Origin of the sequence: Streptomyces gobitricini, from assembly GCF_039532985.1 — a bacterium.
Classification (GTDB): Bacteria; Actinomycetota; Actinomycetes; order Streptomycetales; family Streptomycetaceae; genus Streptomyces; species Streptomyces gobitricini.
The window spans coordinates 348,421-372,380 of record NZ_BAAASR010000013.1 but is presented as its reverse complement, the minus strand read 5'-3'; the positions used below and the strand labels follow the sequence as shown (position 1 = coordinate 372,380).

General features: G+C 71.7%; 21 protein-coding genes. 11 read left to right on the top strand and 10 right to left on the bottom strand.

The window, feature by feature from the left end:
* Window positions 1–23: 23 nt before the first annotated feature.
* Both ABD347_RS11240 and ABD347_RS11235 read right to left on the bottom strand, forming a co-directional pair.
* Window positions 24–1,262 carry a PP2C family protein-serine/threonine phosphatase gene (locus ABD347_RS11240; RefSeq protein ID WP_344359861.1) on the bottom strand — a complete coding sequence of 413 codons (1,239 nt, stop codon included), beginning with the start codon at window positions 1,260–1,262 and terminating at the stop codon, window positions 24–26.
* A gap of 579 nt (window positions 1,263–1,841) precedes the next feature.
* Window positions 1,842–2,369, bottom strand: coding sequence for a DinB family protein (locus tag ABD347_RS11235; protein WP_344359731.1), 528 nt, complete (start codon window positions 2,367–2,369; stop codon window positions 1,842–1,844).
* 416 nt (window positions 2,370–2,785) lie between these two features.
* Between ABD347_RS11235 and ABD347_RS11230 the strand changes: the two genes are divergently transcribed.
* The 10 genes from ABD347_RS11230 to ABD347_RS11185 all read left to right on the top strand — a co-directional run bounded on the left by ABD347_RS11230 (window position 2,786) and on the right by ABD347_RS11185 (window position 13,121).
* Complete coding sequence (locus ABD347_RS11230; RefSeq protein WP_344359729.1) at window positions 2,786–3,265, top strand: HPP family protein; 480 nt, start codon at window positions 2,786–2,788, stop codon at window positions 3,263–3,265.
* Between the two features lie 63 nt (window positions 3,266–3,328).
* The gene (locus tag ABD347_RS11225) at window positions 3,329–3,967 is read left to right on the top strand and encodes an HD domain-containing protein (protein WP_344359727.1); all 639 of its coding nucleotides are present in this window, start codon (window positions 3,329–3,331) and stop codon (window positions 3,965–3,967) included.
* Between the two features lie 52 nt (window positions 3,968–4,019).
* Window positions 4,020–5,555, top strand: coding sequence for a vanadium-dependent haloperoxidase (locus ABD347_RS11220; RefSeq protein ID WP_344359725.1), 1,536 nt, complete (start codon window positions 4,020–4,022; stop codon window positions 5,553–5,555).
* The gene (locus tag ABD347_RS11215) at window positions 5,555–5,974 is read left to right on the top strand and encodes a cupin domain-containing protein (protein WP_344359723.1); all 420 of its coding nucleotides are present in this window, start codon (window positions 5,555–5,557) and stop codon (window positions 5,972–5,974) included. The genes ABD347_RS11220 and ABD347_RS11215 overlap by 1 nt, the downstream gene beginning before the upstream one ends.
* A gap of 111 nt (window positions 5,975–6,085) precedes the next feature.
* Window positions 6,086–6,562 carry a cobalamin B12-binding domain-containing protein gene (locus ABD347_RS11210; RefSeq protein ID WP_344359721.1) on the top strand — a complete coding sequence of 159 codons (477 nt, stop codon included), beginning with the start codon at window positions 6,086–6,088 and terminating at the stop codon, window positions 6,560–6,562.
* Window positions 6,559–7,851: a methylaspartate mutase gene (locus tag ABD347_RS11205; protein WP_344359719.1), complete on the top strand. Its 1,293-nt coding sequence runs from the start codon at window positions 6,559–6,561 to the stop codon at window positions 7,849–7,851. Before ABD347_RS11210 ends, ABD347_RS11205 begins: the two co-directional genes overlap by 4 nt.
* A complete protein-coding gene (locus ABD347_RS11200; RefSeq protein ID WP_344359718.1) occupies window positions 7,848–9,704 on the top strand; it encodes an FAD/NAD(P)-binding protein in 1,857 nt (618 codons plus the stop codon). The genes ABD347_RS11205 and ABD347_RS11200 overlap by 4 nt, the downstream gene beginning before the upstream one ends.
* Entirely contained in the window at window positions 9,701–11,380 is a 1,680-nt protein-coding gene (locus tag ABD347_RS11195) for an AMP-binding protein (protein WP_344359716.1), read from the top strand. The genes ABD347_RS11200 and ABD347_RS11195 overlap by 4 nt, the downstream gene beginning before the upstream one ends.
* 107 nt (window positions 11,381–11,487) lie before the next feature.
* Window positions 11,488–12,375 (top strand): LysR family transcriptional regulator, encoded by an 888-nt coding sequence (locus tag ABD347_RS11190; protein ID WP_344359714.1) that lies wholly within the window; start codon window positions 11,488–11,490, stop codon window positions 12,373–12,375.
* 179 nt (window positions 12,376–12,554) lie between these two features.
* The gene (locus ABD347_RS11185) at window positions 12,555–13,121 is read left to right on the top strand and encodes a GNAT family N-acetyltransferase (RefSeq protein ID WP_344359713.1); all 567 of its coding nucleotides are present in this window, start codon (window positions 12,555–12,557) and stop codon (window positions 13,119–13,121) included.
* Here the strand turns inward: ABD347_RS11185 and ABD347_RS11180 are convergent.
* Genes ABD347_RS11180 through ABD347_RS11165 form a run of 4 tightly spaced genes read right to left on the bottom strand, consistent with a single transcriptional unit; the run spans window position 13,097 to window position 17,130 of the window.
* Complete coding sequence (locus ABD347_RS11180; protein ID WP_344359711.1) at window positions 13,097–13,897, bottom strand: nucleoside 2-deoxyribosyltransferase domain-containing protein; 801 nt, start codon at window positions 13,895–13,897, stop codon at window positions 13,097–13,099. The genes ABD347_RS11185 and ABD347_RS11180 overlap by 25 nt on opposite strands.
* On the bottom strand, window positions 13,887–14,678 hold the full coding sequence (locus ABD347_RS11175; RefSeq protein WP_344359709.1) for an alpha/beta fold hydrolase: 792 nt from the start codon (window positions 14,676–14,678) through the stop codon (window positions 13,887–13,889). The genes ABD347_RS11180 and ABD347_RS11175 overlap by 11 nt, the downstream gene beginning before the upstream one ends.
* A complete protein-coding gene (locus tag ABD347_RS11170) occupies window positions 14,675–15,610 on the bottom strand; it encodes a macrolide 2'-phosphotransferase (RefSeq protein ID WP_344359707.1) in 936 nt (311 codons plus the stop codon). The genes ABD347_RS11175 and ABD347_RS11170 overlap by 4 nt, the downstream gene beginning before the upstream one ends.
* Window positions 15,607–17,130, bottom strand: coding sequence for an AMP-binding protein (locus tag ABD347_RS11165; protein ID WP_344359705.1), 1,524 nt, complete (start codon window positions 17,128–17,130; stop codon window positions 15,607–15,609). The genes ABD347_RS11170 and ABD347_RS11165 overlap by 4 nt, the downstream gene beginning before the upstream one ends.
* 58 nt (window positions 17,131–17,188) lie before the next feature.
* Here ABD347_RS11165 and ABD347_RS11160 point away from each other — a divergent pair, with 58 nt between their 5' ends.
* On the top strand, window positions 17,189–18,817 hold the full coding sequence (locus tag ABD347_RS11160) for a CocE/NonD family hydrolase (RefSeq protein WP_344359703.1): 1,629 nt from the start codon (window positions 17,189–17,191) through the stop codon (window positions 18,815–18,817).
* On the opposite strand, the gene ABD347_RS11155 is transcribed toward ABD347_RS11160, so the two are convergent.
* From ABD347_RS11155 to ABD347_RS11140, 4 genes are all read right to left on the bottom strand, one after another.
* Window positions 18,782–19,861: a glycosyltransferase family 2 protein gene (locus tag ABD347_RS11155; protein ID WP_344359702.1), complete on the bottom strand. Its 1,080-nt coding sequence runs from the start codon at window positions 19,859–19,861 to the stop codon at window positions 18,782–18,784. The genes ABD347_RS11160 and ABD347_RS11155 overlap by 36 nt on opposite strands.
* Before the next feature lie 94 nt (window positions 19,862–19,955).
* The gene (locus tag ABD347_RS11150; protein WP_344359700.1) at window positions 19,956–21,188 is read right to left on the bottom strand and encodes an ATP-grasp domain-containing protein; all 1,233 of its coding nucleotides are present in this window, start codon (window positions 21,186–21,188) and stop codon (window positions 19,956–19,958) included.
* On the bottom strand, window positions 21,181–21,900 hold the full coding sequence (locus ABD347_RS11145) for a PIG-L deacetylase family protein (RefSeq protein ID WP_344359698.1): 720 nt from the start codon (window positions 21,898–21,900) through the stop codon (window positions 21,181–21,183). The genes ABD347_RS11150 and ABD347_RS11145 overlap by 8 nt, the downstream gene beginning before the upstream one ends.
* Window positions 21,897–23,921, bottom strand: a complete 2,025-nt coding sequence (locus tag ABD347_RS11140; protein WP_344359696.1) for an NAD-dependent epimerase/dehydratase family protein — start codon at window positions 23,919–23,921, stop codon at window positions 21,897–21,899. The genes ABD347_RS11145 and ABD347_RS11140 overlap by 4 nt, the downstream gene beginning before the upstream one ends.
* Window positions 23,922–23,960: the final 39 nt, after the last annotated feature.

The following is a 23,960-nucleotide window of genomic DNA, read 5'->3' as shown; positions in this document are numbered from 1 at the left end:
CGCTGCCCGGAGCGGCGCTCGAGTCATCGCCGAGGAGTGGTCCGCCCCGGCCGTGACGGCGCGGAGGCGTCGGCGAGGTCGGCGCCGGTGTCGGCGTTCCGCCGGGAGTGGCCGACGCCGTGCCAGTCCAGGCACATGACGGTCGCGTCGTCCTGCAAGCTGCCGTGGTTGGCGTCGACGATCGCCGTGATGAGGGAACGGGCGGCCTCGCGGGGATGCAGCGCGCGGGTGCGCACGATCAGGTCGGACAGGTCGAGGCTGCTGGCGTTGCGCTCCAGCATGCCGTCGGTCAGCATCACCAGCCGATCGCCCGGCCGCAGGTCCAGCGACTGGACCCGGTAGGTGTGGGGAGGGTGGAAGCCGAAGGGCATATCGATCATCGGAGTGATCTCCCGCACCTGTCCGTCCCGCATCCGCAGGGGCCAGGGGTGCCCGGCGTTGACGAACTCGGCCCGGCCGTCGAGCAGGCTGATGCGCAGGAGCTGGCCGGTGACGTAGCCCTGGCGGCCGTGCTCGCGTATGGCCCGGTCGGCCTGGCGGGCCTGTTCGGCGAGGCCGGCACCGGCCCGTCGTGCCCGGCGCAGGGCGCCCACGAGAAGGGTGGCGAGCAGCGAGGCGTCGACGTCATGCCCCATGGCGTCGGTGACGGAGAGCTGGACCGTGTCCCGGTCGATCACGTAGTCGAAGGTGTCGCCCCCGACGTGGTCGGCCGGCTCCAGCGCCCCGGCCACCGTGAACTGCGCCGCCTCACACGCCAGCGAAGCCGGGAGCAGCCGGTGCTGGATCTCCGCGGCCAGGCTCAGCGGGATGGTACGGCGGCCCCACTGGTACACGTCGGTGAAGGACCTGTTCGCGATGACGATGTACGCCAGGGCGTGCGCCGTCTCGCCGATCTCCCGCATCACCTCGGCGTCCGGCGCCGCGGGCATGAACAGTTCGAGCAGGCCGATGGCGTCGCCGCGGTTGGTCACCGGGGCGACGATCCGCACCAGAGCGCCCCCGCCCCCGTCCTCCACGCCCGGCCGCTGCGTGCGCATCACGTCGTCGTACAGGGTGCCGTGCAGCGTGATGCGCCGGGCGGGCTCATCGGTGTCGACGCTGCCCGCCGTCCCCAGCCGTACGACCGAGCCGCCGGTGAAGTCGGTGATGAGGAACGACACCGAGGCGGCCCCGAGGTGCTCCTTGAGCATGCGCGCGACAACGTCGAGTGATTCCACGGGCGCCGCGGTCTCGGCGGCCGCCAGTGCCCCCGCCAAGGTCATCGGCCTGCCCAGGTCACCCCCGTCCTCGCGACTGCGAGTGGTGGGCCCACCGTCCCCGTCAGGACCGGATACGGTCACGGTGAATCCTCGCTGCTCGTGGGTGCTCAAGGCTCCGGCCCGGTACGCGAGGGGCCGCTGCCAAGCCCGGTGCCGGGCAGCTGCCATTGCACCACAGCGCCCCCCGACGGATACGCCAGTCGGCCAACCGCTCGGAGAACGGCCCGGCCCCGGCGCCGTGCGGAACCCCCGGGCCGCCACGTGGTCACTCCGCCCACCGGAGTTCACGCCACGCCCGATCCGGAGGCGCCGCCCCAACCTGCCTGCCGCTTTCGCGCTCCGGGATGTTCGTTGACGCCCGGACGAGCCACAGCGCGGTGCTCCCGCCCGTGTACGGCGACGCAACCGATCGTTGCCCGGCGTGGAAAATGCCGACGAAGGCGGCGTTCACGATGCCGATGCTCTGACGGCGACGCCCCGCCCCGCCGGGCATCCCGGCGGGACGGCCGTCGGCAGCATGTCGTTTTTCTCGGCACGGTGCCGTTGCGTGGGGACTCCTCGAAGAACCCTGCCCGTGGGTGATTACCGTTGAGCGGTGGTGCTCGCCCCGTCGAGTGCTTCCCGGATGATGTCCGCGTGTCCGGCGTGCTGGGCCGTCTCCCTGATCAGGTGCAGCAGGATCCGGCGTGCAGACCAGTGGACGGTTTCCGGCGGGGACCACGGAGTCCTGGGCAGGGGCACGCTCCGGTCGAGGTCCGGTAGGGCAGCCACGGACTCCTCGGTCCTGCGAGCGGCGGCGGCGTACTGCTCGAGCAGCCCGGCGAGCGTCTCGCCTTCGACCATGCGGTACTGCTCCAGGTCGAGCATGCCCTTCGGCAGTTCTCCGTCCCCCTTGGCCATGATCTGCGTCCACACCTGCTCACCCCGGGTGAGGTGCTTGACGATCCCACCCACGGTGAGCTCGCTCGTGGTCGTGCGCTTGGCGGCTTGCGCGTCGGTGATGTCGCGCGCGGTGATCAGCAGTAGCGCCCTCTGCTCCGCGAGTGCGTGCAGCAGCTCACCGCGCTCGTCCGGGAGAAACGGGTCTGGGCTCTGCGACGAAGTGGTCATGGACCGACCGTAGGAGGCATTTAGGCCAGTGGGTGTCCTCAAGCCCATTCCGCCAACCTCAAAAGATGGTTCAGACGTCGACCACCTCGCTACCGACGTGCGGGCAGCATCCTGCGGCCGGGGGCATGCGTTCGAACCCGGTCACGAGGGACACGGGGCGGCGGCCGTGCCGCCCTTGTTGCCGGTGCCGGTGCCGGTGCCGGTGCCGGTGTGGCTGGAAGGGCGGGACGGACAGCCGGACGGCTGTGACGGAGGGAACCATAGGCGATCGAAACCCCGCCATAAGAATTCTTCAGGGGCCGGTCGGCTTATGAGGCCCATGCATGGACGTATTTGAGCCTGCGTCAGCACTCGAAATAGCGTTCCCATGTCCGGTTGGAAAACACACCGACATTGGAAAGGTGGTATCCGTCCCTGTGAGTAAGGCACCACCCAGATCCTCATGGAACGTCATCACCGCTGCCACCGCGGCGGCGGTGATCGGCCTGGTCGCCCTGGTCGCAGTGGGCAAGGCCACCGGGCAGGTCCTGCTGATCCCGCCACTCGCGGCCAGCGCGGCACTCGTCTACGGGGCGCCAGCGCTCCCGCTCGCCCAGCCGCGCAGCGTGGTGGGAGGCCAACTCCTCTCCGCCGTCACCGGGTTCGTGGTCCTCGCGGTAGCGGGAAGTTCCGTATGGTCCGCGGCGGTCGCCGGCGGTCTCGCGCTCGGCGTGATGATGATCGCCCGCACCCCGCACTCACCGGCCGCGGCCACCGCTGTCATCGTCGCCGCCACAGCGCCGGACGTGCTGGTCTTCCTGCCCCTCCTCGCGCTCGCGTCGGTCATCCTCGTCGCCGTCGGCGTCGCAGCGAGCCGGGTCAAGGCCCAGGCGGCCTACCCCGCCTACTGGTGGTAGGCCCCGCCCTCCCTCTTTGTCCACCCCGTCGCCCCCATGCAGGGCAGAAACCGAGGTACCCCCATGCCTGAAACCATCGCCGGAATCGCCGTTCCCGACAGCCGGATCGCCGAAGAGGCGACCGAGCTGATCCGCGAGGCCACCGACGACTTGATCTACCACCACTCCCGCCGTGTGTTCATCTGGGGCGCGATCCAGGGGGGCCGCCGCGGCCTCACCTTCGACGCCGAACTCCTCTACGTCGGTGCCATGTTCCACGACCTCGGCCTGACCGAGCCCTACCGCGACAACGGCACCCGGTTCGAGATCGACGGTGCCGACGAGGCCCGCAAGTTCCTCCTCTCCCACGGTATCGACGAGGACAAGGCCCGTCTGGTGTGGGAGGGCATCGCCCTGCACACCACCCCGGAGATCCCCGCCCTCATGGCACCCGAGGTCGCTCTGGTCACCGCCGGCGTCGAACTCGACGTCCTGGGCATCGGCTACCACGACGTGTCGGACGAGACCCGGGCCGCCGTCACGGCCGCCCACCCGCGACCGGACTTCAAGCGCCGGATCCTCCAGGCCTTCAACGACGGCATCACCCGCCGCCCGGCCACCACCTTCGGCAACGTCAAGGCCGACGTCCTGGAGCGCTTCACCGACGGCTACGTACGGCCCAACTTCGTGCAGGTCATCGAGGATTCCGCCTGGCCCGAGTAGATCCCCCCGCGCCCGGACCCGTCACACACCAGCCCTGAGGACACGGACACCCTTGAGTACCGCGCACCGCCGCACACAGAGAAACCGCATCCGCTGGAGCGCCGGCATCGCCGTCGCCGTCGCCCTGGCCACCGGCGCGGTCACCCTGACCGCCAACGCCAACGCCAACGCCAGCCCGGCACGCACCGCAACGGCCAAGCCGTCGGCCAAGGCCGGGAGCACCAACGTCGTCATTCAGTGGAACAAGATGATGACCGGTGCCCTGAGCACCGCGCAGGCCGGGAAGACGCACCCCACCTCCCCGCCCGTCGGCGCCCGCGCCTTCGCCATCATCCACATGGCCATGTATGACGCGTGGGCCGCCTACGACAGCAAGGCCGTGGGCACCCAGTACGGGGCGGCCCTGCGCCGACCGGCGGCCGAGCGCACCGACGCCAACAAGCAGGCCGCGATCAGCTACGCCGCCCACCGCGTTCTGACGGACATCTTCCCCGAGCAGAAGGCCGACTTCGACAAGAAGCTCACGGACCTCGGCCACAGCATCGCCCACACCGACGACCCGAAGGCCGGTTCGGCGCAGGAGGTGGCGCTCAAGGCCGCCGACGCGGTCATCGAGGGCCGCGCCGACGACGGCAGCAACCAGAAGGCCGACCCGCCGTACAAGGTCCCCGTCGGCTACTACACGCCGGTCAACCCGCCGCAGGAGATCGCGAAGTTCGACAAGGAGGCCCTGAAGCACCCCGACCGGTGGGCGCCGCTCAAGACGCCCGACGGCGTGGTGCACAACTTCATGACCCCGCAGTTCGCCACCGGGAAGCCGTACGCGATCAAGGATGCCAGGACCTACCTGTCCCCGGAACCGCCGAAGTACGGCAGCGCGGAGGTCAAGAAGGCCATCGCTGAGCAGATGCGGGTCAACGCGAACCTCACCGAACGCCAGAAGGCCGTCGCCGAACACTGGCAGTACCCCGGTTCCACCTCCTCCTCCATCCCGCAGGAGTGGGCCGCGTTCGTCTCCCAGCGCGACAAGCACACCCTGGACGATGACGTGAAGATGTTCTTCGCCCTCAACCTCGCCGAGGGAGACGAGTCCGTCGTCGACTGGATGACGAAGGTCACCTACGACTACGGCCGCCCGATCACCATGATCCGCTACGCCATGGCCGGCAAGGACATCAGAGGCTGGGCCGGCCCGGGGAAGGGCGCCCGGACCATCAAGGGTGAGACCTGGACTCCATACCTCAAGACCCCCGCGTTCGCCGCCTACGGCTCCGGCCACACCGGGTTCACCGCCGTCGCCGCCGAGACCCTCAAGCTCTACACCGGCTCCGACCGCTACGGGAACACCGGCGTCATCAAGGCCGGCTCTTCCAAGATCGAGCCCGGTATGCCGTCCAAGGACGTCCCCCTGAAGTGGGCCACCTTCTCAGAGGCGGCCAAGGAAGTCGGCGACTCCCGCATCTACGGCGGAGCCCACTGGAAGTTCGACCACGTCTCCGCGGACAAGCAGGGCCGCACCCTGGCCAAGGACGTGTGGAAGGTCTCCCAGTCCTACTTCGACGGAACCCACACCAAGGAGCAGCGGTAATGGCCACAGAGGCAGTGAAGTACATCAAGAACGTCTTCCGCTCCGGATTCGAGCTGAACGACATCGACTGGACCCCGTGGTCCGAGCCCGGCCGGATCGGTGTCGACCACCACGTCCTGTGGGCACCGGACGAGGCGGCCGGCGAGGACTCGGCCGGCCTGCTGCTGCGCTTCCCGCCGACCGCCCACGGTGACTTCCACGAGCATCTCGGCTATGAGCTGATGCTCGTCCTGGACGGCCAGCTCGATCACAGCGACGGCGTGTCCTACTTCAAGGGAGACCTCGTCGTCGAAGGCCCCGGAACCGAACACCGCATGTCGTCCGGCTCCGGCTGCACCGTGCTCGCCGTCCGGACCCGACCGGCCAGCCCCCGTGCCCCGAAGAAGCCCATCCGAGAGGTCGTCTCCGCCGGGTCCTGACCGGACGAAGGGCTGTGCTCCGGGTGGCACCCCGGGGCACAGCCCCCTTCCTTTGCGCACCAAGCCCCACGCACACCACCCACCACACCATGACGAGTGGAAACACGCAGCATGACTTTTCCTGCGCCCGCACAGGCTATCCATCCCGACCGGGAATCGAAACGGCGTGTCCTGGTCTCCTCCACCTCATCCGATTCCCACACCTGGAATCTGGTGTTCCTCCAGATCCTCCTCGAGGAGATGGGGCACGAGGTGATCAATATCGGCTCCTGCGTCCCCGACGACCTGCTCATCGAGCAAGCGCGCCGCCACCGGCCGGACGTGGTCGTGCTCTCCAGCGTCAACGGCCACGGCGCCCTCGATGGAAAACGCCTTATCACCCGCATTCGCGCCCTTCTCGACCTCGCCGATCTTCCGGTCGTCATCGGCGGGAAGCTCGACATCAAGGCGGGGGAGGGGGGCCAGGCCGGCCCGGAGCTGATGGACGCCGGGTTCTCGGCGGTCTTCGAGGACGGCCAGGGCATCGACACCTTCCGCGACTACCTCACCCTGACCGGCCCGCGGCGTGAGCTGGAGGCCGCCGGATGAGCAGCGCACACGATGCGGTGCTGTTCGGGGACACTGTCGCCCGGGCCGCGCGGAAGGGCCGTCTGGTGGTGCAGCCCCGCATGGGGATGCCAGCCGTCTCCCAGATGCGGGAAGGGCTGTACGCGGTCTCCCGCGCCCGCGCGACGACGGTGGGAACGATCACCCTGGACAGTTACACCCGTGTCGGTGACCACGCGTCCGCGCGCAAGGCCCTGGACGAGAAGAGCGACCTGAACGGGTTCCCGATCGTCGCGCACGGGGCGGACGTCACCCGGGCGATGCTCGCCGGCCTCGACGCGCCGGAGTTCGCGATCCAGGTACGCCACGGGTCGCCGCTGCCGGCCGGGATCGTCCAGGGACTCATCGACGCCGGTCTGAACGCCACCGAGGGCGGGCCCGTGTCCTACTGCCTGCCCTACAGCCGCACCCCGCTCGCCCAGGCCCACGACGCCTGGGCCAAGAGCTGCGAACTCCTCGCGGAGAAGGTCCCCGGCGCGCACCTGGAGAGCTTCGGCGGCTGCATGCTGGGACAGCTCTGCCCCCCGAGCCTCCTCATCGCCATCTCCCTCCTCGAAGGGATCTTCTTCCGCCGGCACGGAATCACCAGCATCTCCCTGTCGTACGCGCAGCAGACCCATCCGGACCAGGACGCCGAAGCCATCGCCGCCCTGCGCCGCCTGGCCGCCGAACACCTGGACGGCACGCAATGGCACGTCGTCCTCTACACCTACATGGGCGTCTTCCCCCGGACCTCCGGCGGTGCTCTCGACCTGCTGCGTGCCTCGGCGCTGCTGGCGAAGTCCACCGGCGTCGAGCGGATGATCGTCAAAACCCCTGCCGAAGCGCACCGGATCCCGACCATCGCCGACAACATCGCAGCCCTGGAAACCGCGTCCGCGGCATCGCAGGAGCCGCCGCTGGTCTTCGGGCCGGCGCAGGAGGGCCTGTACGAGGAGGCCCGCGCGCTGGTCGAAGCGGTCCTGGACCTGTCCGACGACGTCGGCCCAGGGCTCCTGACGGCGTTCGAGCGCGGCTACCTCGACGTGCCGTACTGCCTGCACGCCGACAACGCCCAGAGAACCCGCGCCTACATCGCCCCCGACGGCCGCCTGAAGTGGCTGACCACGGGATCGATGCCCATCTCCGTGGAGCGCCCCGCCTCCAGGCCGCGGCTGACCGCCGGCGGGTTCCTGACGATGCTCGGGCACGTCCAGCACCACTACGACGCCCCGCACCTCGAAGCCGGCCAGCGCCTCGCCCTCGCCTCCGCAGCAAAGGACGCTTCATGACCATGCAGCCCCTGACCCTGGCCGTCATCGGTACCGGCCCGCGCGGCATCTCCGTACTCGAACGCCTCGCCGTCCGCCTCACCGAGACACCGCCCGGCCGGCCGGTGCGCATCCACGCCATCGACGACACCGAGATCGGCGCCGGACGGATTTGGCGTACCAGCCAGGACGACTGGTACACGATGAACACCGTCGCCGGGCAGATCACCATGTACTCCGGCACCCCCGACGAAGGCCCGTGGCGGCCCGGCGCCGGCCCCGCGCTGGACGAGTGGTCACGCAGCCGCGCCGACATCCTCCCGCTCGGCTCGGACGACTACGCCACGCGCCGCACCTACGGTCACTACCTGCGCGACGTCTACCGCAGCATCGAGCAGCACCTCCCCGGAGGGACGGAGCTGATCTCGACCCGCACCCGCGCCAAGTCCCTCGCCGCCCGCCCGGCCGGAGGCTGGTTCGTCGAAGTCGACCGCTCCCCGTACGTGATCGCCGCCGACCATGTCCTGCTGGCCACCGGTCATCCCAAGAACCTCCCCGACCCGTTCGAACGCCGAATGATCGACTTCTGTGCCCGCAACGCCTACGGCCCGCACTACGAGTGCGGGGACTCCGCCGCCGACATGGACCTCGGAGAACGTGCCGTCCCGGCCGGCTCCACCGTCGCCATCCGCGGACTCGGCCTGTCCTTCTACGACGTCATGCTGGACCTGACCATCGGGCGCGGCGGCACGTTCGAGACGAACGGCGACCGCATGACCTACATCCCCTCGGGCCGCGAACCCTACATCGTCGCCGGATCGCGTTCCGGGCTGCCCATCCCCGCCCGGGGCGTCAACCAGAAGCGGCCCGACCACAGCCACAAGGCACGCCACCTCACCAAGCAGGCCGTCGCCGCCGCCCGCGTCCGCCGCCGGGAGACCACCGGCAACGACCAGTTGTCCTTCGCAGAGGACGTCTGGCCGCTGCTGATGCGTGAAGTCGACCAGGTCTACCAGGACACCCACCGCGCTCAGGGCGGTACCGGCCCTCTCCCTGAACTCGATCTGCACAAGCTCGCCCGCCCGTTCGCGGGCAAGTCCTTCTCCAGCCCCGGACACTTCCGCACCCACCTGCTGCGCACGATGCGTGCCGACCTGGACGACGCCGCCCTCGGCAACGCCCGGGGGCCGCTGAAGGCCGCCCTCGACGTCCTGCGCGACATTCGCAACGTCGTACGCGAAGCCGTCGACTACAACGGGCTCCTCCCCGCCTCCCACGAGGAGGACTTCAACCGCCAGTTCCTTCCCGTCAACTCCCTGTTGTCCGCGGGGCCCCCCGCCGAACGCGTCGAACAGCTCTACGCATTGATCGAAGCCGGCCAGGTCGACATCGTCGGACCCGCGACCGTATTCGCCGAGGACGACGCCAAGGGTCTGTTCAAGATCTCCTCCCCGCAGGTCCGGGGAGCCGTCAGGTGGGCCGCGGCCCTCATCGACGCCCGCATCCCCACCCCCGACCTGCACCGCGACACCTCCGAGCTGACGTCCTCCCTCGTCTCCACCGGCATTGTCTCCGAGTACTTCCGCACCGGACCCGGCACCGCGCCCCCCGCCCCGACGGGTGGACTGAACGTCACCCGCGCCCCCTTCCACGTGATCAGCGCCGACGGGGAAGTCCAGCCCGACCTGTACGCGCTCGGTATCCCCACCGAGCACACCCGCTGGTTCACTCAGGTCGGCTCCGGCAAGCCCGGCCTGAACACCCTGTTCAAGCAGGACGCCGATGCCATCGCCCGCTCCATGCTCGCCACCCTCGGCGCCGACGCCGAGGTCTCCGTCCCTCGACACGCCACCATGATGGGAAGCATCCGATGAGGAGTCCTTGCGCCACCCGGGCCTTCCGTGCCGCCCGTGACGTTCTCCTGGAGCACCGCGACGACCTGGAGACCGCACAGGAAAAGTTCACCTGGCCCCAGATCCCGCGCTTCAACTGGGCGCTGGACTGGTTCGACGTGATCGCCCGTGACAACGACCGCACCGCCCTCCGCCTGATCGGAACCGTCACCGACCACGCCACCAGCTACCGCCAACTCGCCCAGCGCTCCGATCAGGTCGCCAACTGGCTCACCGGGCACGGCGTGGCCCGCGGCGACCGCATCCTGATCGCCCTGCACAACCTGCTGCCCCTGTGGGAGGTGATGATCGCCGCCATCAAGATCAGTGCGATCCTCGTCCCCACCTACCCCACCGCCTCCCCTGCGGAGCTGAAGGACCGTGTCGAACGTGCCGGCGTCAGCCACGTGGTCACCTCCGCCAAGCTCGCCCCCAAGTTCGCCGGGATCTCCGACCACCTCACCGGGATCTGCACCGACGGCCCCGTTCCCGATGGCTGGCTCGACTACTTCGCCTCCTACAAGGCCCCGCGCGAACCCTTCGAACCGGTCCATCACACCGGTGCAGACGACCCGCTCTTCTGTTACTTCACCTCCGGCACCACCTCCCGGCCCAAGATGGTCATCCACACCCACACCAGCTACCCGGTCGGACACCTGTCCGGCATGTACTGGAACGGAGTCCGGCCCGGTGACCGGCACCTCAACATGGCCGCACCCGGCTGGGCCAAGCACGCCTGGAGTTCCTTCTTCGTCCCCTTCAACGCCGAAGCCACCGCTGTCGCCTTTTCCCACCCCGGATCCGAGCCCCACCGCATCCTGCGGGCCCTGCAGCAGCACGACATCACCAGCTTCTGCGCACCCCCCACCGTGTGGCGGTCCATGGTCGCCCACGGCCTCGGAAACCCGCCCGCCCACCTCACCTCCGCGACCTCCGCCGGAGAACCGCTCGACACCTGTCTCGTCGACGCCGTCCGTGACTCCTGGGGCCTCACCCTCAGGAACGGCTACGGGCAGACCGAAACCACCTGCCAGATCGGCATCCCACCGGGGCGGGAAGGCAGGCCCGGCAGCATGGGCTGGCCCATGCCCGGTTACCGGGCCGCCGTCCTGAACACCGCCACCGGCAATCCGGTCCGCGAGGACGAACCCGGTGAACTGTGCCTGGACCTGTCCGAGATGTCCGCCGGAGTCATGGCCGGCTACCACGACGACGGCAAGCGAACCGCCCGCGCGTTCGCCGGCGGCATCTACCACACCGGCGACATCGTCACCCGGGGTGCGGACGGTGCCCTGTACTACTCGGGCCGCGACGACGACATGTTCAAGTCGTTCGACCACCGCATCTCCCCCCTGGAACTGGAGACCGCGGCCCTGACCCACCCCGCCGTGGCTGCCGCCGCCGTCGTCCCCGTACCCGACCCGATCGGCATGTTCATCCCCAAAGCGCACATCGTGCTCGCCCCCGGATGGGCCGCGACCAAGGCCACCGCCCGGCAGATCCTCACCCACGTCTCCCGGGAACTCCCGGACGAAAAGATGATCAGGGCCGTAGAATTCACCACGGAACTCCCTCTGACCGCGTCAGGGAAGATCCAGCGAAACGCTCTGCGCAACGGGCATCACGAGAACACCGGGGAGACCTGGTCTCTCGACTAGGAACGGCGCGTGGCGGCCCTCCGGCCTGATGACGGACCGCCACGGGCTCAGCATGGACCACGCCGTGCGGCGCGCCATGCGCAATCCGGCACGGGGGCCGGATCCTCATGCAACTCACCTGGCTGCAAACGTTCATGGCTGTGTACCAGACCGGGTCCTTCACCAAAGCGGCACGCCACCTGGGCGTGACCCAGCCAACCGTCACCCAGCAGATCCGTAATCTTGAGCAGGAGTTCGGGCGTCCACTGTTCGAACGGACCGCCAAAGGGGCCCTTCCCACCCCCAGCGGCTCCGTCCTCGCCCGTGACGTGCGGATGTCCCTCAAGGGTCTGAACTCCGCGATCCACCGGCACTTCGGCCATGCGGACGAGGAACGCCCCATCCGTATCGGAGCCACCGCCGAACTGACCGCGGCCCGTGTCGTCCCCGCCGTCTCCAGCCTCGTATCCGGCGGCCTGGGAATCCGGCTGTCCCTCGGCGCGAGCCACGAACTCCTCCCGCAGCTCGAAGAAGGCTTTCTCGACCTGGTCGTCTCCACCGTCCGTCCCTCGCGGCGAGGGCTGGAGACGACCCCTCTGGCCGACGAAGAACTCATCCTCGTCGCCTCGCCCGAAGCCGTCGAGGACTTCTTTCCCTCCGGCGTCGACCGACACAGCGTCCTCAAAGCACCGATGATCGCCTACGCCGACACGATGCCGCTGATCCGCCTCTACTGGCAGACCGTGTTCAACAGCGAACCCGACTGCCCCGTCACCGCCGTCATCCCCGACCTGCGCGGCATCCTCGCCGCCGTCATCTCCTCCGCCGGCATCTCCGTACTGCCCAGATGCCTGTGCTCCGCTGCCCTGGCGTCCGGCGCCATCACCATCCTCATGGAACCCGAGATACCGCCCATCAACACCCTCTACCTGGCCGTCCAGCCGGGGTCCCTGTCCGACTACCGGCTCTCCCAGGTCCACAGCACCCTCCTGAAGAACGCCCGCAACTGGAGTTGACCGGAAGGCGGACGGCGGAAGGCGGCGGCGCCGTGCCGACTGCCGGTGCCTGCGAGCGGCGCGTCCGCGGGCGCGGGTGGGCCCGGTGTGGTGCGTGAGCCGGGGCTCTGGGAGGAGGGCGCCGGCGGGGGCGGCCGAAATGCGCCGTGTCGTGGTCGGAGCGGCCATAGCGTCGTGCCATGACCACTGTTGACGACACGGCTTACCGGTACCGCACCGCCGGTCCCGAGGACACCGAGGCCATCGAAGCCCTGGACGGCTCCTTCACCACCGGCACCATCTTCCAGGTGACCGTCACCGAGGACGGGTTCACACTGCGGGAGGTTCCGGTGGAGCCGCCGCTGACCAAGGTGTTCCCCGACGACGAGTCGGACGGCGACGACGAGGACGACGAGGGCGACCCGGACTCGCGTACCTTCGTCGCCCACGGGGCCGCCGGTGACCTGGCCGGGTTCGTGGCCGTGTCGTACTCCGGCTGGAACCGCCGGCTGACCATCGAGGACATCGAGATCGCCCCGGAGCACCGGGGGCGGGGGGTCGGCCGCGCGCTGATGGGGCTCGCGGTGGAGTTCGCCCGCGAGCGCGGTGCCGGGCACATCTGGCTGGAGGTCACCAACATCAACGCACCGGCGATCCGGGCGTACCGGCGGATGGGCTTCGCCTTCTGCGGGCTGGACACCGCCCTCTACGACGGCACGCCCTCGGAGGGCGAGCAGGCGCTCTACATGAGCATGCCCTGCCCCTGAGCCGACAGCAGGCGGTGCACGGAGGGAGCGGCCCCGTCGCCCGGCGCCACCGTGACGGTCAGCAGCCAGGCCGGGGCCCCGTCCGGGGCCGCGGCCCGCTCGTACCACTCCACGCGCGCGTCCAGCAGTCGGCAGCCCTCCGCCCGGCGCGCGGCGTACCACCTCTGGAAGGGCTGGGTCCGCCATACCGTGAGCGGGACGGCCCGCTCGTGGCCGGTGCGACGGGAGCCGTGGCCCACCGCGCGCAGGGCCGCCGCCGCCGCGCCCGGAAGGGTACGTTCCACCGGCACCCCGAGCGCCTCGGCGAAGTGCAGGAGATACGCCATGCGCTCGGCCCGCGGCGGTGTCCCGAGCACCGCCCGGCCCGAGTCGTACCACGCCCCCCACTTGATGTTCGAGACCAGCCCGGGGAGCCGGTTCATCTCCCGGGGGATCCAGAACAGGACCACGTCGGAGCGGCGCATCGCCTCCTCCTCCCAGGCGATCTGGTCCTCGTACACCGGGTAGGACCCGCCGGTGGCGGGCTCCGGCAGGAAGACCGCCAGCCGCCCCGGGCCGTCCCAGGCGGCGCGCAGGGCGTCCACGGCGGCCGGGCGCCAGGATCGCTCCGCCGGATCGGTGGGCGTGGGGCCGCACAGGTACACGGACGCGTCCCAGGTCCCGGGCGGCTCCTGGCCGACGTACACCACCTCGACCGAGGCGGACGCTTCCGTGAGGGACGCCTGGGGCTTCAAGGACTCCGGGAACTTCTGCGACTTCTGGGGCTCAGTGGACACGGGATGCTCCGGGATCGGTGGTGGGGAGGGTGGCGAGGAAGTCCAGCAGGACGGTGTTGAAGACATCCGGGCGTTCCAGGAAGCCGAGATGGCCGGTGTCCGCCAGCTGTGTGTAGCGGGCGCCGGCGACCGCCGCGGCCACCTCGCGGCCCAGGTGGGCGGGGGCCAGCACGTCGTCGGCGAAGCCCACCACCAGCAGGGGCGTGGTGATCCGCCGGTACGCGGCCAGCCGGTTGGGGACAGGGGGGTGCGGTCGGTGCGCGGCGGACGTGCCACCGAGCGAGGCGATCTCGAACAAGTCCAGCCATTCCGCGACCGCCCCCTCGTCCGCCAGGGTCCTGGGGGAGAGGTTCTGCACCAGCCGTACGAACGCCTCGTACTCCGGCGGCAGCCGGCTGCCCGCCGCCACGTACGCGGCCTCGGCGCGAGCCAGCGCGTCACCGACCGCGTCGGGCCGTCCCCGCGTCGCGGCCAGTACCGCGCCGCTCGCCAGGTGCGGATCGGTGAGGAGCAGCTCCTGCACCGCCAGGGCCCCCAGGGAGTGGCCGACCAGCGGGCAGGGCGGCAGCCCGAGCGCCGTCACCACGTCCCGTACCCCAGCGGCCAGTTCGCCGGCCGAGCAGCCGCCGGTGCCGTGCCCGAAGGTGATCACCCGGTGGCCCGCCGCGGTGAGCGCGGGCACCTGGTGGTGCTCCCAGATCCGGCCCGTGCCTCCCGCGCCGGCGACCAGGACCACCGGCCGCCCCGAGCCGTGCACCGTGTACGCCGTCCCGCCGCTCACCGGGCCAGCCTCCGCAGCGCGGTCTCCACCCACGCCGGGGTGCCGGTGTCCAGGCCCCGCAGCGCCACATGGACCCAGATGAAGGACGCCCGTGCCAGGATGTGCGCCCGCATGCCGTCGCGGACCTCGCCGCCCGCCGCCCGGTAGGCGTCCAGGAGCCGGCCGAGAACGTCCGTGCCGCCGGCGTACAGCATGTCGACGAAGTCCGCCGCCGGGTCGCCGATGCCCGCGTTCGCCCAGTCCAGCAGGCCCGACAGCACCGGGGGGCCGGACGCGCGGCGCTCCACCAGGGTGTGGCCCGGGTGCACGTCTCCGTGGACGAGCACCAGGCGGTCCGGCCACAGCCGGTCGTCGTCCAGCCACTCCTGCCAGCCGCGCAACCGGGCGGCGGGCAGGTCCAGTTCGGTCCGGGCACGGGTCAGCTTGTCCGCGATCCGGGAGCGTACGGCGTCGGGGCCGGCCGGGTGTGCGCCCGGAAGTTCCCATGTGCCGTCCAGGGGCGTGGCGTGCACCGCGACCAGGCAGCGGGCGAGCGGCTCCAGGTAGTGGTCCGGGCGGGCCAGCGGGTCCATCGACCAGGCGTAGACGAGGGTGCCCGGGTCCTCGCCGCCCGCCGCCTCACCGGGAAGACGGGGGTAGGCGACCAGGTCCGGGGTGTCCAGCCGCCAGTCGGGCACCGCCACCGGGACCCGGTCGCGCACGGCGCTCAGCACGGCGCCCTCCACGGCCAGCTGGGCGGAGGCCTCCGCCCGCCGAGGCTGCCGCAGGATCCAGTGCGTGCCGTCGGTGGCGCGGATGTGGGTGACGCGGAAGTCCCAACCGCTGTCGTCGGTCCGTGCCGACTCCGGTACGAGCGTCACGCCGAGCCTCCGCGAGGCGTACGCGGCCAGCTCCGCGGCCTCCGCGCCCGGGGCCATGGCGGCGGCGCTCATCGGGTGGCCTCCACGGTGCTCAGGTGGCGGTCCCGGGTCGCGTTCCGGTCCACCTTGCCGGTGTGGGTCTCCTCCAGCGCGCCGACCGGCACGATCAGGCTGGGCACCAGGTGCGGCGGCGCCGTCCGCGTCAGCCGGTCGCGGATGCCCGCGGCGACCTCGCCCGGCTCGGAGTCCGGCAGGGGGACGAAGAACGCGGCCAGCGACGAGTGCCCGGCGCGGTCCACCCTGGCGGCCGCCACCGACGACACCCCCGGGCACCGTCCGATCAGCGCCTCGACGTCGAGCAGGTCCACCCGGAAGCCACGGATCTTGACCTGGTGGTCGGAGCGCCCCCTGAACACCAGGACGCCCCCCGCCGCCTCGTCGACCAGGTCGCCCGTGCGGTACCAGCGGGCGCCGTCCCGTTCGCCGAAGCGGGCGGCCGTCGCCTCCGGGGCGTCGTGGTAGCCGAGCGCCAGTCCGGGCCCGGAGACGTGCAACTCGCCCGTCTCGTCGATGCGCTGGCCGACATGCGGCAGCGGCAGCCCGATGGGCAGGTCGCCGCCGGTCTCCGGAAGCGCGGGGGCACCCGGTCCGGCGAGCTGCACCGCGTGCGTGACCAGCGCGGTCTCCGTGGAGCCGTAGGTGTTGAGCAGCCGGACGTCCTCGGTACCGCCGAGCCGCCGCCAGCGCTCCAGCATGTCGGCGCGCACCGCCTCCCCGCCGATCACCACGGTGCGCAGGGACGCGGGCAACCGGTCGCCGTGGTGCAGCAGATCACCCGTCAGACCGTCCCAGAACCCGGTCGGCAGCACGGCGACCGAGAGCTGCTGCTCCTGTGCCACCCGCGCGAACTCGTCCCGCGCCCCGTCGTCCAGGACGAGGGTGGCGCCACCCGTCAGGGCCGGCAGGATCTCCTCCAGGCTGGTGTCACCGCCCGCGCCGTGGAAGTGCAGCACGAACTCGCCCTCGCCGATGCCGTACAGGGCCCGCAGCGGTGGCACCACGGCCGCCACCGCCCGGTACGGAACCACCACCCCCTTCGGCTCGCCGGTGGAGCCGGAGGTGAACAGCACGTACGCCGGGTCCTCGGGCCGCGGGCCCGGACGGCGTGGCGCGGGGGCCGTCACGGACGCCACGGCGGCGGGCGCCCAGCGCGGCCTGACCACCTGCTCGACGGGGGGCTGCCAGCCGGTCTCCGCGGTCGCCACCGCCTCCCGGCAACCGACCCGTAGCAGGATCGCCTCCAGCCGGGCCTCCGGGTGGTGGGCCTCCAGCGGCACGTACGCCCGCCCGGCCGCCAGCACGCCGAGGATCGCCGCCACGTCACGCGCCGAGTGGTGCACGACGACACCCACGGGTGGCTGCGGTTTCGCGGCGCGCGGCTCCAGGGCGCCCGCCACCTCCAGCACCCAGGCGGCGAAGGTGCCGTAGGTGAGGACGAGCCCGTTGTCGACCACGGCCGGACGGCCCGGATCGGCGCGCGCCGTCGCGAAGAACGGTTCCAGAAATGAGGCTGAGGCTGCGGAGGACTCCATTGTGAATTCCCGGATTCTGTTGGAATATTGGCGGGTGCGTATTGTTGTGGAACACGATGTGAAGATACCCATGCGGGACGGTGTGTTATTGAGCGCCGACCTCTACCGGCCGGAAACGGCCGGGGCGGTGCCGGTGCTCGTCCGTCGGACGCCCTACGGAAAAGGGGGAAGTCCCGGCGGAGCCTCCGTCGACGGCCTGCGGCTGGTCCGCTCCGGGTACGCCCTGCTGGTGCAGGACGTCCGCGGCCGGTTCGGCTCCGGCGGCACCTTCGAGCCGTACTGGAAGGAGGCCGCGGACGGCGCGGACACCGTCGCCTGGGCGGTGCAGCAGCCGTGGTGCGACGGCTCGGCGGGCCTGTTCGGCCGTTCGTACGAGGGCATGGCCGCGCTGCTCGCGGCGGGTGAGCGGCCGCCGGGCCTGGGCGCCATCGCCCCGCACGTGGCCGGGTCCGGGTTCGACGAGGGCTGGACCCGCCAGGGCGGTGCCCTCCAGCTGGGCTTCCTCCTCTACTGGGTGCTGTACGACCTGCTGCTCGACGGAGCCGGCCTGACCGGGCCGGAGCTGGCCGAGGTGGCCGGCGCGGTCGACCGGATCGACGAGCTGTACGCGGACCCGGAAGCCGCCGCGGACCTTCTGGACCGGCTCGCGCCCTATTACCGGGAATGGGCCGGACATCCCACCGGCCACCCGTACTGGAAGCGCGCCGCACCCCGCGAATCGTATCCGTCGATAAACGTTCCGGTGCTCAATCTGACGGGGTGGTACGACATATTCCTCGCGGGCGCCCTGGAGAATTTCCGGGGAATTCGGGAGCAGGGCGTGGAGACGCGCCTGGTGGTCGGTCCGTGGTCCCACTGCGTCACCGGGGGGATCTTCCCCCAGCGCCGTTACGGGCTCGCCGCCGACGAGCAGTGGCTCGACGTCACCGGCCTGCACCTGGACCACTTCGACCGCCATCTGCGCGGACGGCGCACCGGTCCGGCGTCCCCCGAGCCGGTACGGCTCTTCCTCACCGGCGCCGACGAGTGGCGCACCTTCCCCGACTGGCCCGTCCCGGGCACCGAGGAGTACGTGCTCCACCTGGACGGCCGACGGCTCACACCCGGCCCCGCGCCACACGCCCCCGGCCGCGACGCGCTTCACCACGACCCGGCCGACCCGGTGCCCACCACCGGCGGCGCCACCGCCCTGCCAGGCCAGTTCACCGGCGCCGACTGCGGCCCGCTCGACCAGCGCGAGGTGGAGCGGCGCGGCGACGTCCTGTGCTTCACCGGCGCACCGCTCACCGCCCCGCTGACCGTGGTCGGCGACACCGTCCTGACCGTGTACGTCACCCCCGACGCGGCGGGCGCCGACGTGACCGGCAAGCTCGTCGACGTCCGGCCCGACGGCCGGGCGGAGCTGCTGTGCGACGGCATCCACCGGCTGGAACCGGCACCGGCGCCACCCGCGACGACGGCACCGGGGGCGGGCGGGGCGCCCGCCCCCGGCCGGCCGGTCGAAGTCACCGTCCGCCTGGGCGCGATCGGCCATGTGTTCCGCACCGGCCACCGCGTCCGTCTGGAGGTCGCGGCCAGCAACGCACCGCGCTTCGACGTCCACCCCCGGGTGGTCGCGCACCACACGGTCCACCACGGCGGTGACCATCCCTCACGCCTGCTGCTGCCGCGCCTCACCGGCGGCTGACGCGGCGACCGGGCCGGCGGAGCCCCGACGGAAGACCGACAGGTCGGTCACCTTCTCGATCCGCCGGCCCGCCTCCCAGTGCGCCCGCCGCAGCCGCCGCAGCTGGGGCTTGGTCAGGCGGGCGCTGTGCTGCGGGATCGACCGCACCATACGGGCCCGCTTGGCCGAGGCCGGGTAGCGGTCCCGCACCCGGTAGGGGTCGTTGAGCAGATGGTGCGCGGTACCCGCGTGGAAGGCGACCTTCAGCAGCGCGTAGTACGCCGCCGCGCCCGCGCCCTTGTCACGTGCGCAGTGCACCAGGGTCCTGGTCGCCTCGTACAGCCGCCACAGCACCGGCACGGCCGGTGTGGTGAACACGCCCGTCTCCTGGGCGATGCCTTCGCCGACGCCGTAGCGGAAGTAGCTGCGCATGTTCGCGAAGCCGTGCTGGGCGTCGTGGAAGATCCGTGCCTCGGGCAGGTGCACCACCGGGATGCCGGCCAGCTGCAGCCGGAAGTCGAACTCCCGGTCCTCGCACCAGTGGATGAGTTCGTCGAAGTGGTAGCCGCCGATGTGGTCGACGATCGCCCTGTTGTAGATGAGCGGCGGGGACAGGGCGCTGACGTAGTCGCCCTCGTCGAACTCCCTCACCCGGGCGGTCAGCCTGCTGAGCAGGCCGTCCGACTCGCCGTACACCACCTGCCCCTTCACCACCGGGTCGGTCAGGACCGCGCGGACCATGGCCCGCACCACACCCGGGGCGAAGGTGCAGTCGGAGTCCATGAGGAGCAGGTACTGCCGGTCGGTGGCGGCGGCCCCCGCGTTGTAGGCCGCCCCCAGGTTGCCGACGTCGTCGATCTCGGTGACGGTCAGCGGCCGGGGGTGGTCGGCGATCAGCTTCAGTACCGCGTCACTGGGGCCGTTGAGCGCCAGGACGATCTCGACGTCCTCGTCGATCGACGCGATGCAGTCGGCGATCCGCAGGTCGTCCCGCAGGGCGATGACCACGGCGGTGCGGGCGATCCCCTCGTCGACTGCGGCCTCGTCCACCAGGTCGGTGGTCATCCCGTTCTCCCTCGTAGTGTTCGTGTGCGCGCGCGGGTCCGCGTGCGGCTGTGCGCGCCCAGCGGTCCGCACGCGGTCGTCGCCGGTGTCGTGGTCATCGCGCCGAAGACTTGAACCGCAGGGGCAGCGCGCGCAGCGCGCGCTCGGCGATCGCCTCCGCCTCGGCCGGCTCGTCGGCGTACGCGATCACGCCCGCCAGGACGTCGGACCCGCCGCGGTAGGGCGGTACCACGGTGCCGGGCGTCAGCTCGATGCCCCAGAAGACGTCGTGCACCCCCACCCGGCGGGCGGCGTCCCGGGGGTTGCCGACCCACTCCACCACCCCGCCGTCCGCCGGCAGGAACCGCTGGACCGCCGCCCCGTCGCGGGTCGGCCGCAACTCGGAGAGGTCCAGCGGCCGGCCCAGCGCCAGGCGGACCAGGTTCGGCAGCGGGTTCACCCCGGTGGCCAGCCGCATCACCTCGGTGGCGATCCGCGCGCCGGTGAGCCGGCAGGTGATCTCCAGGAGCACCACCCGGCCGTCACGGGTGCGCAGGATGTCGGTGTTGATCACCGCCGGGTCCAGGCGCAGGGCCCGGGCCCCGCGCCGTACGGTGTCGGTGATCTCCTCGATCCGCTCCTCGGTGAGCCGGCTCGGGAGAGTGTCGCCGCCCTCGAAGAAGTACGGGGCGAACTCCTCCTTGCGCCCGTACTCCCGGTCGGCGAAACCGAACCGGTGCAGCTCGCCGTCGACCATGAAGGCGGCCAGCGTGTGTTCGGTGCCCTCCAGGAACTCCTCGACGACGATCCGGCCGACGGGGCTGAGCCGGAGTGCCTCGGCCGCCCGCTCCCGTACCGCCCCCGGCGAGTCCACCTTGATCACCCCCAGCGAACCGGTCTGGTCGCTGGGCTTGATCACGGCAGGCAGGCCGACCTCGGCGACTGCCCGCAGCGCCTCCTCGACGCTCTCGGCGGTCGCGAACCGGGGGAGGTCGAGGCCCGCCTCACGCAGGATCGCCAGCCGCCGGTCCTTGAGCGTGCAGTTGAGCGCCGTCTCCAGCGGCAGGCCGGGGCAGCCGAACCGGTCGGCCAGCACACTGATCACCGGGGGGTTGTCGGCGCCGAGCGAGAACACGCCGTCCAGCCGGTCGACGCCGGCCGCCGAGAGCTCCGCCAGGACCGCCGTGCCGTCGGTCGGGTCGCAGACCAGCAGGACGTCCGCCGCGGCCTGCGCCCGGCCGGTGGGCGTATCGGTGACCACCACCAGTTCCCGCCCGCCCGAGCGGAGTTCGGCCAGCGAGTGGTCCATCCCCGAGCCGATCCCGCAGACCAGGAGCCGCTCAGTCACGGTCGCCTCCCCGCCCGTCGCCGGCCGGCCCGCCGGCCGCGGACGGGGTACGCAGACTCAGCACCTGGAACACCTCCGCGTGCCCCGAGCCCGCGGAGACCGCGCCCCGGTAGCGGGCCAGCCCCCGGATGCCCTCGTCCCAGGCGGCGTGGCGCAGCTGCGAGACGTACGCGCGCATCGCCTCGACCTTGGTCTCGATCTGGCCGCCGATGTCCTCCGCGTACTGGAACCGGGCCATCGGCGCCCACACCTCGTACCCGAGCACCAGCCGGGGCGCCGGCATCGGCCGCTCGCCCGCCTCCTGGAAGAAGTCCGACTGAGCCATCCACAACGCCTCGGTGGTCAGCTGGTGCACCATGCGGTGCTCGACGTCGTCGTCGTTGTCGTGGGGCAGGTAGACCACCTGTGGCCGCACCTCCCGCAACACCCGTACCAGGTCGAGGTGTACGCGGCGGGAGAGCGCGAAGTCCCGTGACGGCTCGTCGAAACGGACGCAGCGGTGCACGCCCAGCGCCTTCGCGGCGGCCTCCGTCTCGGCGGCGAACTCGGCGTCGGTGACCGCGTCGTCGAGGGCGCTGCGCTCGCGCCCGATGACGATGACCACCGTCACCCGGGCGCCGTCCCGGACGTGTTTGGCGATGGAACCGCCACACCCGATGACGTCGTCGTCGGGATGCGGTGCGACCACCAGCACATCGGTGACCCCGGTCATGACCGCGCCTCCGGCACCTGCCGGGCCCAGCCCGCCCACTGCCCGGTCAGCCCGACGCCCTCGGTGAAGGGGGTGCGCGCGGTGAAGCCCAGCAGGCGTTCCGCCTTGTCGTACCGGGCCCGGGCGGTCGAGCGGTACAGCTCCAGCTCCCAGTCCGGCACCGGGTCCCCGGTGGCCGGCGCCGCCGGCTCGCCCATGCCGCGCAGCGAGCGGACGGCGTCGAAGAAGCGGCCCCAGGCGAGCGGTTCGCCGTTGCCGACCAGGAAGCGCTGCCCGGCGGCCGCCTCCTTGACGACGGCCAGGAGCACCGCGTCCACCAGGTCGTCGACGTACACGGCGTTGCACACGCCGGTGTCCTCACCGGTCGGCAGAGCGGCGAAGTCGCCTTCGGCACGCCGCAACTGGGCGGTGGTCCACTGGCCGCCCCACGGCCCGTACACCACACCGGGCTGGAGCACGACGGTCTCCAGGCCGTGGCCGTGGGCGTCGAGGACCAGCCGCTCCGCGGCGAGCTTCTGCTGCTCGTACTCGTGGTCCGCGGGGTCCGTCGGTCGGGCCGGCGACTCCTCGGTCAGGTCACCGCTGACGGCGGGGTCGTAGACGTCGACGGTGCTCAGGTGCACCACCCGCCGGACCCCGGCGGCCCGGGCGGCGGCCAGGACCTCGGCGGTGCCGTCGACGGAGGCCGCCCAGCGGTCCGCCTCCTCCCCGGCGCTGCCGAACGCGCAGTGCACGACGGTGTCGCAGCCCTCGAAGGCCGCCCGCAGCCCGTCGGCGTCCAGCAGGTCCGCCTGGCGGAACTCCAGCCGCTCCTGCGGCAGTACGGACAGCCGCGCGGCGCGGCCGAAGCCACGCACCACGGGGCGGACGCGGGCCTGCGTCCCCAGGGCCAGCCGCTCGACGACCCGACCGCCGATGAAGCCGCTCGCGCCGGTGACCGCCACGGTGCGGCCGGCGAGCGCCGGATCACCGTCGGCCGCGCCGCCGCGGGTGGTCCAGGGCTGGACGGCGTCCTCGCGGGCGCCGCCGTAGCACTCCTGGATCAGCTCGACGACGCGCAGGCCGTCCTCCGGGCCGGAGTGCACGGCCGCCGTGCCGCGCACGGCCGCGGCGAAGTTGGCGAGCTGCTCGGTGAAGAGCAGCTCCCACTCGCCCTGGGCGGGGTCCACCGCCTCCACGTCGCCCCGGTGCAGCTCCACGCCGTCGGAGGTGACCAGGGTGCACTCACCGGCCGGGAAGTCGGTGCCGATGGTGACGGTCGCCTTGCTACCCGTCACCGTGCAGGAGATGCCGAGGTCGCGCAGCCGGCTGAACTCGCAGTACGCGTCGACCGGACCGAAGCGCAGATGGGCGCCGGCGTCGGTCTCCACCCCGCCCAGCGAGTTGTCCTCGTAGCGGACGACCTCGACGTCCGGGCCGAGCCACCACAGCAGCGTGTCGAAGACGTGGGAGGCGGTGTCGGTGAGCACCCCGCCGCCCGCGAGGCGCCGGTCGAACATCGACCAGGAGACCGGCTCCCAGGCGTACGGGTGACCCTCCGCCCAGTCGACGCGCACCACGTCGCCCAGGTCGCCGCCCTCGATGAGCCGCTTGACCCAGGCGTACGCGGGGAAGAGCCGCCGCGGATGGGCCATCGCGAGCAGCGGCGCGGAGGCGTCGGCGGCGAGGGCGACCAGCCGCCGCGCGTCCTCGGCCGAGGTGGTCATCGGCTTCTCCAGCAGGACGTGCTTGCCGGCCGCGAGCAGCGACTCCACGGTCCGCGCGTGCACGGTGTGCGGTACGACGACCACGGCGGCGTCGAAGGCATCGGCGGCCTCGACCGGGTCGGAGGCGATCACCACCTCGTCGGCGCCGGTGCCGCCCAGTTCGCGGTACAGGTCCAGCGCGGCCCGCGCCTGGCGGGGGTCCGGGTCGATGAGCGCGGTCAGCCGCACATCGCCCTTCAGCGGCGGCAGGGCGGGCACGTGGCAGCCGCGGGCGGCGGCGCCGCACCCGACGATGGCGAGGCGTACGGGAGGCATGGGTTCTCCAGAAGGTCGGAAGGGGATGGCTCGGAGGGG

Excerpts from the sequence above, each read along its gene's own strand:
- ABD347_RS11240 (WP_344359861.1), bottom strand. The coding sequence starts at position 1,262 with ATGACCTTGGCGGGGGCACTGGCGGCCGCCGAGACCGCGGCGCCCGTG.
- ABD347_RS11235 (WP_344359731.1), bottom strand. The coding sequence starts at position 2,369 with ATGACCACTTCGTCGCAGAGCCCAGACCCGTTTCTCCCGGACGAGCGC.
- ABD347_RS11225 (WP_344359727.1), top strand. The coding sequence starts at position 3,329 with ATGCCTGAAACCATCGCCGGAATCGCCGTTCCCGACAGCCGGATCGCC.
- ABD347_RS11215 (WP_344359723.1), top strand. The coding sequence starts at position 5,555 with ATGGCCACAGAGGCAGTGAAGTACATCAAGAACGTCTTCCGCTCCGGA.
- ABD347_RS11210 (WP_344359721.1), top strand. The coding sequence starts at position 6,086 with ATGACTTTTCCTGCGCCCGCACAGGCTATCCATCCCGACCGGGAATCG.
- ABD347_RS11205 (WP_344359719.1), top strand. The coding sequence starts at position 6,559 with ATGAGCAGCGCACACGATGCGGTGCTGTTCGGGGACACTGTCGCCCGG.
- ABD347_RS11200 (WP_344359718.1), top strand. The coding sequence starts at position 7,848 with ATGACCATGCAGCCCCTGACCCTGGCCGTCATCGGTACCGGCCCGCGC.
- ABD347_RS11195 (WP_344359716.1), top strand. The coding sequence starts at position 9,701 with ATGAGGAGTCCTTGCGCCACCCGGGCCTTCCGTGCCGCCCGTGACGTT.
- ABD347_RS11190 (WP_344359714.1), top strand. The coding sequence starts at position 11,488 with ATGCAACTCACCTGGCTGCAAACGTTCATGGCTGTGTACCAGACCGGG.
- ABD347_RS11185 (WP_344359713.1), top strand. The coding sequence starts at position 12,555 with ATGACCACTGTTGACGACACGGCTTACCGGTACCGCACCGCCGGTCCC.
- ABD347_RS11170 (WP_344359707.1), bottom strand. The coding sequence starts at position 15,610 with ATGAGCGCCGCCGCCATGGCCCCGGGCGCGGAGGCCGCGGAGCTGGCC.
- ABD347_RS11165 (WP_344359705.1), bottom strand. The coding sequence starts at position 17,130 with ATGGAGTCCTCCGCAGCCTCAGCCTCATTTCTGGAACCGTTCTTCGCG.
- ABD347_RS11155 (WP_344359702.1), bottom strand. The coding sequence starts at position 19,861 with ATGACCACCGACCTGGTGGACGAGGCCGCAGTCGACGAGGGGATCGCC.
- ABD347_RS11145 (WP_344359698.1), bottom strand. The coding sequence starts at position 21,900 with ATGACCGGGGTCACCGATGTGCTGGTGGTCGCACCGCATCCCGACGAC.
- ABD347_RS11140 (WP_344359696.1), bottom strand. The coding sequence starts at position 23,921 with ATGCCTCCCGTACGCCTCGCCATCGTCGGGTGCGGCGCCGCCGCCCGC.